General features: G+C 40.3%; 15 protein-coding genes. All 15 read right to left on the minus strand.

The features are described from left to right. Positions 1-5: 5 nt before the first annotated feature. Positions 6-1,016 carry a sugar phosphate nucleotidyltransferase gene (locus FMM05_RS17295; RefSeq protein ID WP_143374676.1) on the minus strand — a complete coding sequence of 337 codons (1,011 nt, stop codon included), beginning with the start codon at positions 1,014-1,016 and terminating at the stop codon, positions 6-8. A 31-nt stretch (positions 1,017-1,047) separates the two neighbouring features. Beyond that, entirely contained in the window at positions 1,048-1,482 is a 435-nt protein-coding gene (dut, locus tag FMM05_RS17300) for a dUTP diphosphatase (protein ID WP_143374677.1), read from the minus strand. A gap of 12 nt (positions 1,483-1,494) precedes the next feature. Then, positions 1,495-2,952, minus strand: a complete 1,458-nt coding sequence (locus tag FMM05_RS17305) for an oligosaccharide flippase family protein (protein WP_143374678.1) — start codon at positions 2,950-2,952, stop codon at positions 1,495-1,497. Positions 2,953-3,195: 243 nt separating this feature from the next. Further along, positions 3,196-3,633 carry a hypothetical protein gene (locus tag FMM05_RS17310; protein ID WP_143374679.1) on the minus strand — a complete coding sequence of 146 codons (438 nt, stop codon included), beginning with the start codon at positions 3,631-3,633 and terminating at the stop codon, positions 3,196-3,198. An 82-nt stretch (positions 3,634-3,715) separates the two neighbouring features. Continuing rightward, positions 3,716-4,579 carry an ATP synthase F1 subunit gamma gene (gene atpG, locus FMM05_RS17315; protein WP_143374680.1) on the minus strand — a complete coding sequence of 288 codons (864 nt, stop codon included), beginning with the start codon at positions 4,577-4,579 and terminating at the stop codon, positions 3,716-3,718. A gap of 82 nt (positions 4,580-4,661) precedes the next feature. After that, the gene (gene atpA / locus FMM05_RS17320) at positions 4,662-6,236 is read right to left on the minus strand and encodes a F0F1 ATP synthase subunit alpha (protein WP_143374681.1); all 1,575 of its coding nucleotides are present in this window, start codon (positions 6,234-6,236) and stop codon (positions 4,662-4,664) included. Positions 6,237-6,273: 37 nt separating this feature from the next. After that, positions 6,274-6,807 (minus strand): ATP synthase F1 subunit delta, encoded by a 534-nt coding sequence (gene atpH / locus FMM05_RS17325; protein WP_143374682.1) that lies wholly within the window; start codon positions 6,805-6,807, stop codon positions 6,274-6,276. Between the two features lie 10 nt (positions 6,808-6,817). Next, positions 6,818-7,318: a F0F1 ATP synthase subunit B gene (locus tag FMM05_RS17330; protein WP_143374683.1), complete on the minus strand. Its 501-nt coding sequence runs from the start codon at positions 7,316-7,318 to the stop codon at positions 6,818-6,820. Between the two features lie 87 nt (positions 7,319-7,405). Beyond that, entirely contained in the window at positions 7,406-7,597 is a 192-nt protein-coding gene (gene atpE / locus FMM05_RS17335; protein WP_026992764.1) for an ATP synthase F0 subunit C, read from the minus strand. Between the two features lie 38 nt (positions 7,598-7,635). Next, positions 7,636-8,811 carry a F0F1 ATP synthase subunit A gene (gene atpB / locus FMM05_RS17340; RefSeq protein WP_143374684.1) on the minus strand — a complete coding sequence of 392 codons (1,176 nt, stop codon included), beginning with the start codon at positions 8,809-8,811 and terminating at the stop codon, positions 7,636-7,638. Positions 8,812-8,926: 115 nt separating this feature from the next. Then, on the minus strand, positions 8,927-9,316 hold the full coding sequence (locus FMM05_RS17345) for a hypothetical protein (RefSeq protein ID WP_143374685.1): 390 nt from the start codon (positions 9,314-9,316) through the stop codon (positions 8,927-8,929). Between the two features lie 4 nt (positions 9,317-9,320). After that, the gene (locus FMM05_RS17350; RefSeq protein WP_143374686.1) at positions 9,321-9,545 is read right to left on the minus strand and encodes an AtpZ/AtpI family protein; all 225 of its coding nucleotides are present in this window, start codon (positions 9,543-9,545) and stop codon (positions 9,321-9,323) included. Further along, positions 9,523-9,921 carry a bactofilin family protein gene (locus tag FMM05_RS17355; protein WP_143374687.1) on the minus strand — a complete coding sequence of 133 codons (399 nt, stop codon included), beginning with the start codon at positions 9,919-9,921 and terminating at the stop codon, positions 9,523-9,525. Before FMM05_RS17355 ends, FMM05_RS17350 begins: the two co-directional genes overlap by 23 nt. Before the next feature lie 5 nt (positions 9,922-9,926). Beyond that, entirely contained in the window at positions 9,927-12,632 is a 2,706-nt protein-coding gene (gene porW, locus FMM05_RS17360; protein ID WP_143374688.1) for a type IX secretion system periplasmic lipoprotein PorW/SprE, read from the minus strand. 128 nt (positions 12,633-12,760) lie between these two features. Further along, positions 12,761-13,456: an ABC transporter ATP-binding protein gene (locus tag FMM05_RS17365; RefSeq protein WP_143374689.1), complete on the minus strand. Its 696-nt coding sequence runs from the start codon at positions 13,454-13,456 to the stop codon at positions 12,761-12,763. Positions 13,457-13,464 lie beyond the last annotated feature (8 nt).

The raw sequence follows: 13,464 nt of genomic DNA on the forward strand, positions 1-13,464 counted from the left end.
TTATGTTATTCTAAAACCGAATAATCGCCGATGCTTATGGCGGTAAAATTACCGTTAAACACCGCATGGTTGCCTATCATGGCATTATCCAGGTTTGCATTTTTAATTACCGCGTGCGTTTGCACAAGGCTGTTTTTTATGGTAGTGTTTTCTACCACGGTGTTTTCACCAAGCGAAACATTAGGCCCAACCGTACTGTTTTTGAGTACTACGCCCTCGCCTATAAAGCAAGGCTCGATAATAGTACTGTTCTCATTTACAACCGATTTGGCAACCAATTCTGCGCCATCGGCATGTAAAAATGCCAGCATACGCGAGTTGGTCTCTACTGTAACGTTCTTATTACCACAGTCCATCCAGTGGTCTACCTTACCGGGCACAAATTTCATACCCTTTTGCTTCATGTTCTCAAGGCCATCGGTAAGCTGGTACTCGCCACCCTTAACAATGTTATTGTCTAACAGGTATTGCAGCTCTGCCCTAAGACTCTCACCGCTTTTAAAATAATAGATACCAATAATGGCAAGGTCGCTTACAAAGTCCTTAGGTTTTTCAACAAAATCAGTGATCTCATTATTGTCGTTAAGCTTTATAACCCCAAAAGCACTTGGGTCGTCTACCTGCTGTACCCATATAACGCTGTCGGCTGTAGTATCTAACGTAAAATCGGCCCTAAAAAGTGTATCGGCATAAGCCACCACTAAAGGCCCACTCATGCTTTCTTTGGCACTCATAATGGCGTGGGCAGTACCCAACGGCTGCTCTTGGTAGTAAATGGTACCTTTGGCACCGAGCTTTTCGGCAATGGCCACAAGGTCTTTTTCTACCTGGGTGCCAAAATCTTTATGTATAATAAAAGCAATTTCTTCGATTTTCTGGTTAATAACCCCTGCAATGTCTTCTACCAGGCGGTGCACAATTGGCTTGCCTGCAATAGGGATCAACGGTTTAGGTACAGTAAGTGTGTGTGGGCGCAGGCGTGAACCCCTGCCTGCCATAGGAACTATAATCTTCATTTAAAATCTGTATATGATGGTATGCTTAATATTATTTTACACCAGTACTGCCAAAGCCACCTTCGCCACGAACTGTTTCGGTTAGCACATCGGCTTCCAGCCACTCGGCACGTTCATGTTTAGCTATAACAAGCTGTGCTACGCGCTCGCCGTTTTCAACCGTAAAAGGCTCATTGGATAAATTTACTAAAATTACCCCAATTTCGCCACGGTAATCGGCATCAATCGTTCCGGGACTGTTAAGCACCGTAACACCTTTTTTGGCAGCCAGGCCACTACGTGGGCGCACCTGGGCCTCATAACCCAGAGGAAGCTCTATAAACAAGCCGGTTTTAACGATAGCCCTTTCTAACGGACCCAATACTATCGGTGCATCAAGGTTGGCTCTGAGGTCCATCCCTGCGGATGCGATGGTTTCGTAATTAGGTAATGCATGGCCTGATTTATTGATGATCTTAACTGTCATGGTAAATGTATTTTATTTTCTTCGTAGTATTCTTTGTAATGTTTCTTTTTCTGCCCTGTATACTATTGCCATAAAAACAATTAGCGATACAATACCAAATATGTAGGTTTCCCTTAAAATATCAACATAAAAGGATAGGCATGAAAGCCCTATAGATAAGCCAAGGTAAAGGCATATCTTTTTCATATCATACGGAATAGGGTAGTATTTATTGCCAAGGTAATAGGATATAACCATCATGGTGCCGTAGGCCGCAATAGTAGCAATTGCCGAACCCATGTAGCTGATGTAAGGTATCAGGATAAAGTTTAATGCTATGGTTATAACTGCGCCCACTATAGATATATTTGCCCCTATTTTTGTTTTGTCTGATAACTTGTACCATACCGAAAGGTTGCTGTAAATGCCAAGGAAAAAGTTAGCGAGGATTATAAGCGGCACTACCTTCATGCCCTGCCAGTATACCTCGTTTCGCAGCATTAAGAGTTTAAGCACATCGGCAAAAACAACAACTCCCAGCAGGATGACCGACCCAAATATTACAAAGTATTTGGTAATGGTAGCATAGGTTTGCGGGGCATTATCATTTTTAGCGTGGCTAAAGAAAAACGGTTCTATACCCAGCCTAAAGGCAGTTGCAAAAAGCGTCATAAACACCGCAAGCTTGTAACAGGCAGAATAAATACCAATTTCTGATTTTGCAATACTTTCAGGCAACAGGTGTTCCAGGAAAAAACGATCGAACGTTTCATTAATAATAAAGGCAATACCCGCCACTAAAACAGGCATGCTGTACTTCATCATCCTTTTCCAAAGCTCTTTGTCAAAATGCCAGTCGGTTTTAAAGTAATGCGGCAGTAACGCTATAAAAGTGGAAAGGCTTGCTATTAGCCCGGATATAAAGATATAGCCCACCTGAAAATCATGAATGTATATTGCCTCCCAAAAGCCTCCGGATTTTGCCAGATCTTTAAGCCAAAGCAGGAAAAATAAATTTAAGAACAGGTAAACCCCCACATTGCCAATTTTTAAAGCGGCGTACATCATGGGCCTGCCCTGTACGCGAAGTTTAGAAAAAGGTATGATAACAAGGGCATCCAGTACCAATGTCCAGATAGTATAAGTGACGTATTCAGCATCAATACCGCCTGCATCTGCTAAAAACCTGCGCCCAAGTAATGCTACAACCAAAAAGGCTATAGACGACCAAAATAATGATATAGTAGAAGTGCTTAATACGCTTTTTTTATCTTCAGAATTATAGAACCTAAAAAAGGCGGTTTCCATACCATAGGCAAGGATAACATTAAAAAATGCCAGCCCGGCAAATACCAGCGATGTGGTACCGTAAGCATTTTCAGCAAGAACCGCAGTATACAAAGGGGTAAGCACAAAACTGAATATTCTGGGCACCACAGTGGCTATGCCATAAACGGCCGTTTGCTTAAACAGGTTTTTATAAACACTCAATGGTTGGGACTAATTTAATAAACAAAAGTAGGGATATTTTACAGCATTAAAAAGGGCTTGTAAAATTATACTTGAAAGTAGATTTAATTTCCAAACGATGTCTATAATATGCTATCGGGGCTTTCGTCGAAAAGGATATTTACATACCCTACCAATTATCTTTTGGATAATAATGGTGGTATTAGAAAGAATATAAGTATTTAAAATTTGATCAGGTTTTATGGGAAGAGAGGTTGTTATTGATTACCGTATTGCTTGCAGAATAGCAATCCCTTCTCTTCCATAGATTAATTTGCCTAATTCGATGGCAAAATTATCTATTGCATTGAGTTCAGCAATCAATTGCAAACTAACGGTATTGTTTGGTTTGTCCTCATCATTGAACAGTGTGTTTTCTTCTAAAATTACTTCGACGCCTACAAGTCCTGCATTATCCGGGGCGCGAAATTTCATAGTGCATTTTGATTTCTGATTATATGGTTCAGACCTGTAATATGTGTTACTGCCTATACAGTATCCAGTTAATGATTTTTCAAAATTGATTAGTGATTCATATGTATCATAAATTTCTACTGTGCCCATATACCTGCCATTACTTGCTTTGATTTGTAACTCTAAAATATCCGCATCTTTCCAAATTACCTCAAAAGCCAGAAAGCAAATACCTGTTTGTATGTTCATAATAGTTATACTGTGACATAAATATACAAAAAAAGGCTGCTCAAAATATGAACAGCCCTTCTCACTATGTTTGTTTGCAATCTTAGTTGTTAAGTGCTTCGGCACCACCAACAATCTCGAGGATCTCGCCTGTAATGGCGGCCTGACGGGCTTTGTTGTAGGTAAGCTTAAGCTGGTTTCTAAGGTCGGTAGCATTATCTGTTGCTTTGTGCATGGCCGTCATACGGGCACCGTGCTCAGAGGCAAAAGAATCGCGTATAGCTTTGTATAATTGCGTTTTTAAAGACAATGGTATAAGGCTAAGAACGATCTCCTCCTTAGAAGGTTCAAAAATATAATCAACAGCGGTGTTACTCTCTTTTGTAGTTGCAGCAGGAGCAAGCGGTAAAAACTGCTCTGTAAGTATAATTTGCGTAGCTGCATTTTTAAAGTGGTTGTACACAAGTTCTATCTTATCGTACTCACCGGCTACAAACCTGTCCATTAACGATTGTGCTGCTTGGGCAACATTCTCAAAAGTAAGGGCATCAAAAATACCGCTCTGGTTCTCTACAATAGTACAGCTCTTTTTAAGTACGTCGTTACCTTTTTTACCAATGGCTAAAACATCTACCTGTTTGCCGGCGTAAGCTTCCTGCAGGTTTTTAATTTGTTTTATAACATTTGCGTTAAAAGCACCGCACAAACCCCTGTTAGACGTTATGGCTACAACAAGGATTTTATTTACAGGGCGTTGCTCTGCAAATACTCCTCCTGTATCACCCTCCAGCGTAGCGCTAAGGTTTTGTAATAGCTCGGTTAGCTTTTCGCTATAAGGCCTCATAGCTGTAATAGCGTCCTGTGCCTTTTTAAGTTTAGCTGCCGAAACCATTTTCATCGCACTTGTAATTTGCATGGTCGATGAAACGGAAGCAATCCTGTTACGTATTTCCTTTAAGTTTGCCATTTTATAATAGTATTAAGTAGTGAGTATTAAGTATTAAGACAGAGCCTTTCTAAATACTCACTACTAAAATCTAAAAATCTAATTAATATTTTGAAGAAACTTCTACAGCTGCTTTTTCAAGAACATCAGTAATTTCATCTGTAAATTTACCGGCTTTAAGAGCGTTAAGCGTTTCACGGTGAGTAGCGTTAAGGTACTCAATGTAATTTTTCTCAAACTCTTTTACTTTATTTACAGGTACATTCCTTAAAAGGTTTTTAGAACCTGCATAAATAATAGCAACCTGGTCTTCTACAGTATAAGGGTCGTTAACCGCTTGTTTAAGGATCTCTACGTTACGGCGGCCTTTTTCGATAACACCAAGGGTTACCGCATCAAGGTCTGAACCGAATTTAGCAAAAGCCTCAAGCTCACGGAACTGTGCCTGGTCTAATTTAAGTGTACCGGCAACTTTTTTCATTGATTTAATTTGTGCATTACCACCTACACGAGATACCGAAATACCTACGTTGATTGCCGGACGTACACCTGAGTTAAATAAATCTGACTCAAGGAATATCTGGCCATCTGTAATTGAAATTACGTTTGTTGGGATATATGCAGAAACGTCGCCCGCCTGTGTCTCAATAATAGGAAGTGCTGTTAACGAACCACCACCTTTAACGATTGGCTTAAGCGAATCGGGTAAGTCGTTCATATTTTTTGCGATATCATCATCAGCAATAACTTTAGCAGCACGCTCTAATAACCTTGAGTGAAGGTAAAAAACGTCTCCTGGGTAAGCCTCACGTCCCGGTGGCCTTCTAAGTAGTAGCGATACCTCACGGTAAGCAACTGCCTGTTTAGAAAGATCATCATAGATAATAAGTGCAGGACGGCCTGTATCGCGGAAGTACTCGCCTATGGCAGCACCTGCAAACGGAGCATAAACCTGCATAGGAGCAGGATCTGATGCGTTAGCAGCCACAATTACAGTATAAGCCATTGCACCTTTTTCTTCAAGGGTTTTAGCTATACCTGCAACAGTAGAAGCTTTTTGGCCTACTGCTACATATATACAGAATACAGGTTTACCTGCATCGTAAAATTCTTTTTGATTAAGGATGGTATCGATACAAACCGTTGTTTTACCGGTTTGACGGTCGCCAATAACAAGCTCACGCTGGCCACGTCCTACAGGGATCATAGCATCTACCGCTTTAATACCTGTTTGTAATGGCTCGGTTACCGGCTGGCGGAAGATAACACCCGGAGCTTTACGCTCAAGTGGCATTTCATATAGCTGGCCACCTATAGGCCCTTTACCATCTATTGGGTTACCAAGGGTATCTACAACACGGCCTACAATTTGCTCACCTACGTTAAGTGATGCAATACGCTGTGTTCTTTTTACAGTAGAGCCTTCTGCAACACCTGTAGATGGGCCTAGCAATACTATACCCACATTGTCTTGTTCAAGGTTAAGAACAATACCTTCTAACCCGCTTTCAAACTCTACTAACTCACCATATTGTGCGTTAGACAGTCCGTATGCACGGGCAATACCGTCACCTACCTGAAGAACCGTTCCTACTTCTTCCAGTGTAGCACCCGATTCAAAACCGGACAATTGTTTCTTTAATATTGCTGAAATTTCAGCAGCTTTAATTTCTGCCATGTTTGCTTATAATTTAAACACTTAAGTGTGGTAAATACTAATTACTTAATTCTCTTTTTAGGGTTATCAGCCTGCTTGCCACAGAGGCATTAAATTGCTTATCGCCTACCCTTAGTATAAACCCGCCGATGATAGATGGGTCTACAATATTTTTAAGGGTTATTTTTTTATCAGATATCTCTTTTATCTTTTCCAGTACTTTGGCTTCAAGCTCCGGTGTGATTTCAAAAGCTGTTGTTACAGTAGCTTCTTCTTCGCCGTTAGCTGCGTCAAACTGTTGTTTGTACTGGCCCGCAATCTGCGCAAGTATCTCAAACCTTTGGTTATCAAACAGCAGGCGGAAAAGCCCCTGCGTAATACTTTGGGTGTTTGCAAATACCTCTGTAAGTACCGATTGTTTAGCCGCTGCCTTAACAGTTGGGTTATTGATAAAATCGTACAGCTCTGTATTGTTGTTTATGGTTGCAGCAATAAGGGCCATGTCATCATTTACCTGCGCTGCTGCGCCGGTGGCCTGTGCCATTTCCAGTATTGCCTTAGCATATCGTATTGCAGCTCTTGAACCTGTCATAACGATTGGATTAGTTTAATTTTACGTCATCAAGCATTTTCACAACAAGTGCGCTTTGTGCTTCTTTGTTAGACAGTTCTGTTTTAAGTAGTTTCTCGGCAATCTCTACAGACAGGCTTGATACCTGGCCTTTAAGTTCTGCCATAGCAGCGTTTTTCTCGCTGTTGATGGTAGCTTTTGCCTGCTCTATAATTTTATCGCCTGCTGCCTGAGCTTCCGCTTTAGCATCAGCGATCATTTTTTCTTTTATTTCGCGGGCTTCTTTCATCATCGCTTCCCTTTCGGCACGTGCCTCGTTAAGGATACGCTGGTTATCTGCCTGAAGGTTTTGCATTTCTTTACGGGCATTCTCAGCCGCAGAAATTGCAGATGCAATACCCACCTCACGCGCAGTAATAGCCGTCATGATTGGTTTCCATGCAAATTTCACCAAAAGTACGATAAGAACCAGCAGGATAATTGCCTGCCAGAAGAACAACCCGAATGAAAAATCGTTTACTAACTTTTCCATTATACTATCTTTATATTAGTTTTAATTAAATCAATTGTAAAAAGCATTTACCTGCAGCCAACCGCTGCAGGCTATGCTTTAATTTTATTAAGCTGCGAAAAGCGCTGCGAAAGCAACACCCTCTAAAAGGGCAGCGATAATGATCATGGCAGTTTGTATTTTACCGGCAGCTTCTGGCTGACGTGCAATAGCGTCCATTGCAGAACCACCTATTTTACCAAGGCCAAGACCAGCTCCGATTACTACTAAACCTGCTCCAACAATTCCTGGAATTTCCATAACTATTTGATTTATAATTAATTAATAAAGTTCTAAAATTATATTATTATCGGCTCCTCATCTGTGTGAGCGTCGTGGTCTTCTTCGTGGTGATGGTCCTGTACTGCCATACCAATAAATAGTGAAGACAGCATAGTAAATACAAACGCCTGAAGGAAGGCAACTAATATTTCGATAACAGAGATGAATAATGTTAAGCCAAAGAATGACGGGCCGGCAATCCAGTTTTTAAATACGAAGATCAATCCTAATAAACTCATTACTACAATGTGCCCCGCAGATATATTAGCGTAAAGACGTATTGTTAAAGCAAATGGTTTTGTAAGCGTACCTAATAATTCTATTGGTATTAAAACTATTTTCATTATTACGGGTACATCCGGCATCCAGAAAATGTGTTTCCAGTAATCTTTGTTAGCACTAAATTGCGTTACAATAAAAGTAAATAATGCAAGGCATAGAGTTATTGCAATATTACCGGTTACGTTAATACCTATTGGTGTTAGGCCAATAAGGTTGAGTATAAGGATAAAGAAAAATACAGTAAGCAGGTACCCCATAAATTTCCTGTATTTTTTCTCGCCAATGTTTGGTATAGCAACCTCATCTCTAATAAAAAGGATAAGCGGCTCTAATGCCCTGCCCATGCCTGTAGGTATTGGGCCTTTTTTGTATGATTTTGCCAAGCCTGTAAACAACAGAAACATTAGTATTGCAGTAAACAACATTGCCACAACGTTTTTAGTTATAGAAAAATCCATAACCTGTGGCGCACGGGGGTGGCCATGCTCATCAAGAGATAACTCCTCTGTAGCGCTGTTTAGCTTGTATATTTTTTCGTGGTGTAATGCATAGTAGTTACCTTCAACTTCGGCAACTTTTTCGCCATGGTGAAATTCTGAAGAAGAAAATACTTTTAAGCCGTTATCTAAAAGGATAACAGGAAGTGAAAAACCATAGTGCTCGCCTGTTGTCTCATCAGAAAAGAATACAAAGTCGTGAGAGTCTTTAAGGTGATGGTCTATAAACGCTTTTATCTTGCCTTTTTTGTCGGCTGGTGCATGTTCACCTTCATGGTGACCAGCTTCGGCATGGGCGGCAGCCTCTCCATGTACGTGGGTAGTATCAGCAGCCGGATTAGCGAAAAATAAAGAAGGAATTACAGCGATTAAAGCTGTTAATGTATTTTTGATTGATTTTCCAGTTAACACCATGTTGTAACTATCTTAATTTTACGGTCTTAAAATTTTGTGCAAAGGTACATTTTATATTAATATTTCAATGCACCGCGGTAAAATTTTTTAAGATAATTTCAGGGTATCTTCTCAATTATTGCTTATTGTTTAACAAACGTACTGTAAAATAAGCCTCTATTGCTAAAAACAGAACAAAAACCGCAAAGAAATTAGCTTTTTCTGTAGGAAATTCAATCGTTTTCGCCAATATAGGTTTTGCAAAAAAATAACTTGCTGCCATTTTTACCCCGGTTAAAAGAAGAAATGCATAGCCTACCTGTGCAACATTCTTCTTGCCGATTTTTGTGAGGATGGTTACTATTACTACAGTAAATATCCAAAAGAAAAGATATACTACAGGTATTGGGTAATGATAGGGTGCATGTGGAATAACATTAAAGTGTAAAAGAAAAAAATTGGCCACACAAAAAAGGATAGCCAATACACCTGTCTTTAAAAATATACTGAGATAATTTTTAGTCATTAAATTATTTGTTGAGTTGGTTTACCTGGCGAATAACATTATACATTGCTATTGCCACACCAAGTAATATAAAGATAATGCGGTAAATATTTTTAGGGTTAGGATACTGCTCATCTAACCATCCGCCGAACCAGGAAAACAAAAATATAACAATACCCATTTGCAGGGGAATGTTAATTAGCGCAATCCATTTATTGCGTTGCCGCTTATCCTGCTTGTTGTCGTTCATTTATTGCCAGTACGGGTTTAGAAGGGTTTTTCATGGCGCATGTAGCAGTAAATTCGGCGCCCGGCTCTACGGCAAGTTTGCCTACTATAACCTCTCCTGTTATTTGTGCTTTAGCTTTAACGCTTAGTAATTCTTCCACATCGATCTTACCATTAAACCTTCCCTCTATATCGGCATTTTTACACTTTATATCGCCGGTAATACTACCTGCCGGGCCTATTACAATTTTACCCGATGATATAAAATTACCTATTAGTTCGCCGTCCAGCCTAAAATCAGCCGCCGATGTAATGTCGCCTTTTATAAGCGTGCCTTCTACTATACGGTTAGTTTTACCAAGATTGTCTGTAGGGTTTTTAGGTGTTTTTTCGAACATGGTGTTTACTGTATTGGTTGGTATTCTGCAAAATTCTTTTTAACCTGTACCACCTTGTAATCTTCATTAGATATAACAACCGGGGTTTCGGTTATCTTGTATGTTTTATAGTCTTTAAGGATGCTTATAGCATCTACAGCAGCCAGCTTATTAATAAGGCCGTGTATTACTATAAAGTTCTCATTCGTGGTGTAAATATCGTTAGAGAGGGTAATGTTGTTGTTGTTACCGTCTTTAATAAATTGCAATATCTTATCGGTAAGCGGTTTTATTTTAGGGTCGTTAGGTGCAAACTTAAATATAAGTTTATATGATACCGGTGTTTGCCCAAAAGCAAGCTTATCAAGCGTAGGTACTTCTTTCTTTAAAATTTCATCGGCTTGTTTGCCTTCGCTGCTGTTAGGGTAGGTAAGGGCAACATAATTAAGCGCTTTTTTATACTCTTCAAGCCCTTGCAGCCTGCCGGTTATCCTGGCTTTAAGCAATTCAAATTTAGACACTATCTCCTCACCGGTAAATGTATCAATGTAGGTTTCGGTTTGTATAGCCGCTTCCCTCACATCGCCCGACTGGTATTTTTTATACAGTGCTGCATAAATAGCCTCAGGCGTTCCATTTATAAGATTATCTGAGGCAGGATTACGGATCATCTCGGCATAACGGCTGTCAGGATACTCAGTCAACACCTGTTGCTTGTAAGCCTCGGCCTTAGACGGATCTATGATCATGTAAATTTTATACAAATTGTATTTAGATGGCAGTATAAGGCGCTCTTCAGGGTTGTTTTTAAGCAGTCCTTCAAATTTAACTGCGGCGCGCTTATATTCTTTAAACTTATCGTTATAAATATTACCTAACTGATAGTAGGCAAAATTGCGTTCTTTAGCAAGGCTGTCTATTACTTTTTGCTCCGTTGGTAATTGTGATATGTAAAAGTTTGGAGTATAACGCGGATCTACCTTTTCTTCTTTACTTTTATCCGAAAGGCTATCGCCTGCATTAGTCACATCATCGTCTTCACCGGAATTTAAACCTTTACCGCGCATTTCTGACACTACACGCCAGTTATCAGCATCGGGCCTGCTCCCCCATCGTTTTTGGAACTCCAGTTTCCCGAAAGACACTGTAGAAGGATTATAGAACGGAAAGGCTACACTGGCACTGGTTTGCATACCTGTTCCTGTTCCTCCGCCACCTGCACCATTTGAATTAAGTACTGCGGAGTTTCTTGATAACGCTTTGGCATCAACAGTACCGCCAAACTTAGAAAGCGACTGGTTGTTGCTATTATCATCGCCAAACATTCCCGGCCTTGCACCGGCACCTGCCCCTGAGTTTGCATTTGCAGCCATGTTAGCCTGCCTCCTGGCCTCTTCTTCAAGTTTTTTACGGGCAAGCTCGTCCTGAATTTTAAGCTTCGCAATATAATCTTCATAGTACGTTACCTTGCCATCCGGACTCATGGCAACAACATTTAAAATACTGTCGTGATTTTGGGCTATGGCTTCATATTTAATAACATCACCCAGGTTTTCTCTTTTCTTTTTAATGCCCCTATACTCCCTGCCTTTATTATCAAGGTAAACCAATGTACTATCATAGTATTTGCCTGCACTTACATAAACGGCATCTTCAAAATACATCTCGGCAATATTCCTGTAGCTTGATGCAACAAGGTATTTGTCTTTGGATTTTTTCCTTAAGGAATAGTTGTAATACTCTACAGCTTTGTCGTTAATTTTTTGCTTGTCATAAAATAACCCTACCTGATAATTTATAACATCTAAATACGGCCTGTTTTCGCGGTCTTCAAGCAGGTCGCGGTATTTTTCCATAAAGGCAAGCGTGTCGCCGGTTTTGTAATTAAACTGGCCTGCCTGCATAGCATGGGCCTGTATAACATACATTCTTGGCGATTTCCTTTTCATATCTATAACGCTCTGGTAAGCGGCATAAGCACTGTCCGGCTGATCCATCTTAGAAAAAAGCTGCCCCAGTATAAAACGGTAACGGGCTTTTTTCTCGTTGTCTTTTGTAGATATTATGGCCTTGTGCAATAAGTAAACAGCGCTGTCTTTTCGCTCTGTTTTAATATAAGCCTGGGCAAGCATAGCATTAGCATCGCTGTACACCTGGCGTTCCATTACGGGGCCTTTTTCTTTTAATAGCTTGTTAAGGTTTTTAATGGCTACACCATCATTATCAAGCCTTATGTTGGTTTTTTCTTTCCACACTTTGGCTTCATCAAGCCTGTCGCTTGCGGGTGATTTAAGCAATATATAGTTAAATGCCTCTATAGCAGGTATAAAACGATTGTCATAGTAACGTGATTGCCCCAGCAAAAGGTGGGCTTCATCCATTTGCGGATTGCGCTCGCTACCCCCTATATACATAGAGTGTTTTTGTATGGCCTTTGTAGCTTTTTCCTCTGCCCTTTTAAAATTAGGATTCTCTTTATCCGTAGGCTCCATTTCAGCTGCAAGGGGCTGCATACGCTCTACCGTTAAAATATCCCAGTAATTATCTGCATAGGTGGTTTTAAGGTCGTTAATACCGGCAGCAAGGGCATTATTGCCATTAAACAGCACGTTATACTCGGTAGTTACCGCATGGTAATTGCGGTTTATACGGGTATCTTTTTTTGTAGAACAGGCAATCAGCAGGCCACCCATTCCAACAGCAATAATATATTTATAGGTACTGGTTTTCAATGTAAAAGATTTTTATCCTTAACTTGTAAAATCCCCTTTTAGTATAGGGAGGGGTAAAAATACACTTCTTTTTGATAAGAGAAATGTTTTTGGCAAAAAAAATCCCCACATATAGCGGGGATGTACTTTTACACTGCAAAAAACTCTTCGAGCTCAGTTAGCGTTTCAGCCGATGTTTGTATGTCTTTTACCACCTGCCCCTTGTGCATGGCAACAATACGGTTGCTAACCTCGGTAGTATGGGCAAGGTCGTGGCTGGAAACCAGTATGGTTACATCGCCGCTTTCGGCCAGGTCGGTAATTATTTTTTTAAGCCTGAACTGCGTGGTTGGGTCAAGATTGGCGAAAGGCTCATCTAAAATAATAATTTCAGGATTGCCAATAAGCGTAGCTATAATGCCCACCTTTTTTTGGTTACCCTTACTAAGGTCGCGCAGGTACTTTTTATTGTTGAGTATTTCTCCGTTAAAAAAGTCTTCATGCTTGCGTAAAAGCGCATCTACCGTGGCTTTGTTCTGGTTTCTTAATTCGCCGATAAAGTAAAAATACTCTTCGGGCGTGAGGTACCCAATTAAAAAAGTTTCGTCTAAAAATGCCGCTACCAAGGGTTTCCAGGCTTCGCTCTTGTTTACCTGTATTTCTTTTATTTTAACCTCGCCGGTAGTGGGCTCTATAAGATCGAGCAGCAGGCTAAAAAGCGTAGTCTTTCCTGCACCGTTATTACCCACAAGGCCAAAGCTTTCGCCTTTATTAATTTTTAAATGCTCTATATTAAGTACGGTATTGCCGTTATATGTTTTGCGTAGGTTGGTAACTTCTATCATTATAATTG

Source organism: Flavobacterium zepuense (assembly GCF_007097145.1).
Lineage (GTDB): Bacteria > Bacteroidota > Bacteroidia > Flavobacteriales > Flavobacteriaceae > Flavobacterium > Flavobacterium zepuense.

What these genes read in the sequence shown, in the direction of transcription:
- FMM05_RS17295 (WP_143374676.1), bottom strand. Translation starts at nt 1,016, where the DNA reads ATGAAGATTATAGTTCCTATGGCAGGCAGGGGTTCACGCCTGCGCCCA.
- dut (WP_143374677.1), bottom strand. Translation starts at nt 1,482, where the DNA reads ATGACAGTTAAGATCATCAATAAATCAGGCCATGCATTACCTAATTAC.
- FMM05_RS17310 (WP_143374679.1), bottom strand. Translation starts at nt 3,633, where the DNA reads ATGAACATACAAACAGGTATTTGCTTTCTGGCTTTTGAGGTAATTTGG.
- atpG (WP_143374680.1), bottom strand. Translation starts at nt 4,579, where the DNA reads ATGGCAAACTTAAAGGAAATACGTAACAGGATTGCTTCCGTTTCATCG.
- atpA (WP_143374681.1), bottom strand. Translation starts at nt 6,236, where the DNA reads ATGGCAGAAATTAAAGCTGCTGAAATTTCAGCAATATTAAAGAAACAA.
- atpH (WP_143374682.1), bottom strand. Translation starts at nt 6,807, where the DNA reads ATGACAGGTTCAAGAGCTGCAATACGATATGCTAAGGCAATACTGGAA.
- FMM05_RS17330 (WP_143374683.1), bottom strand. Translation starts at nt 7,318, where the DNA reads ATGGAAAAGTTAGTAAACGATTTTTCATTCGGGTTGTTCTTCTGGCAG.
- atpE (WP_026992764.1), bottom strand. Translation starts at nt 7,597, where the DNA reads ATGGAAATTCCAGGAATTGTTGGAGCAGGTTTAGTAGTAATCGGAGCT.
- atpB (WP_143374684.1), bottom strand. Translation starts at nt 8,811, where the DNA reads ATGGTGTTAACTGGAAAATCAATCAAAAATACATTAACAGCTTTAATC.
- FMM05_RS17345 (WP_143374685.1), bottom strand. Translation starts at nt 9,316, where the DNA reads ATGACTAAAAATTATCTCAGTATATTTTTAAAGACAGGTGTATTGGCT.
- FMM05_RS17350 (WP_143374686.1), bottom strand. Translation starts at nt 9,545, where the DNA reads ATGAACGACAACAAGCAGGATAAGCGGCAACGCAATAAATGGATTGCG.
- FMM05_RS17355 (WP_143374687.1), bottom strand. Translation starts at nt 9,921, where the DNA reads ATGTTCGAAAAAACACCTAAAAACCCTACAGACAATCTTGGTAAAACT.
- FMM05_RS17365 (WP_143374689.1), bottom strand. Translation starts at nt 13,456, where the DNA reads ATGATAGAAGTTACCAACCTACGCAAAACATATAACGGCAATACCGTA.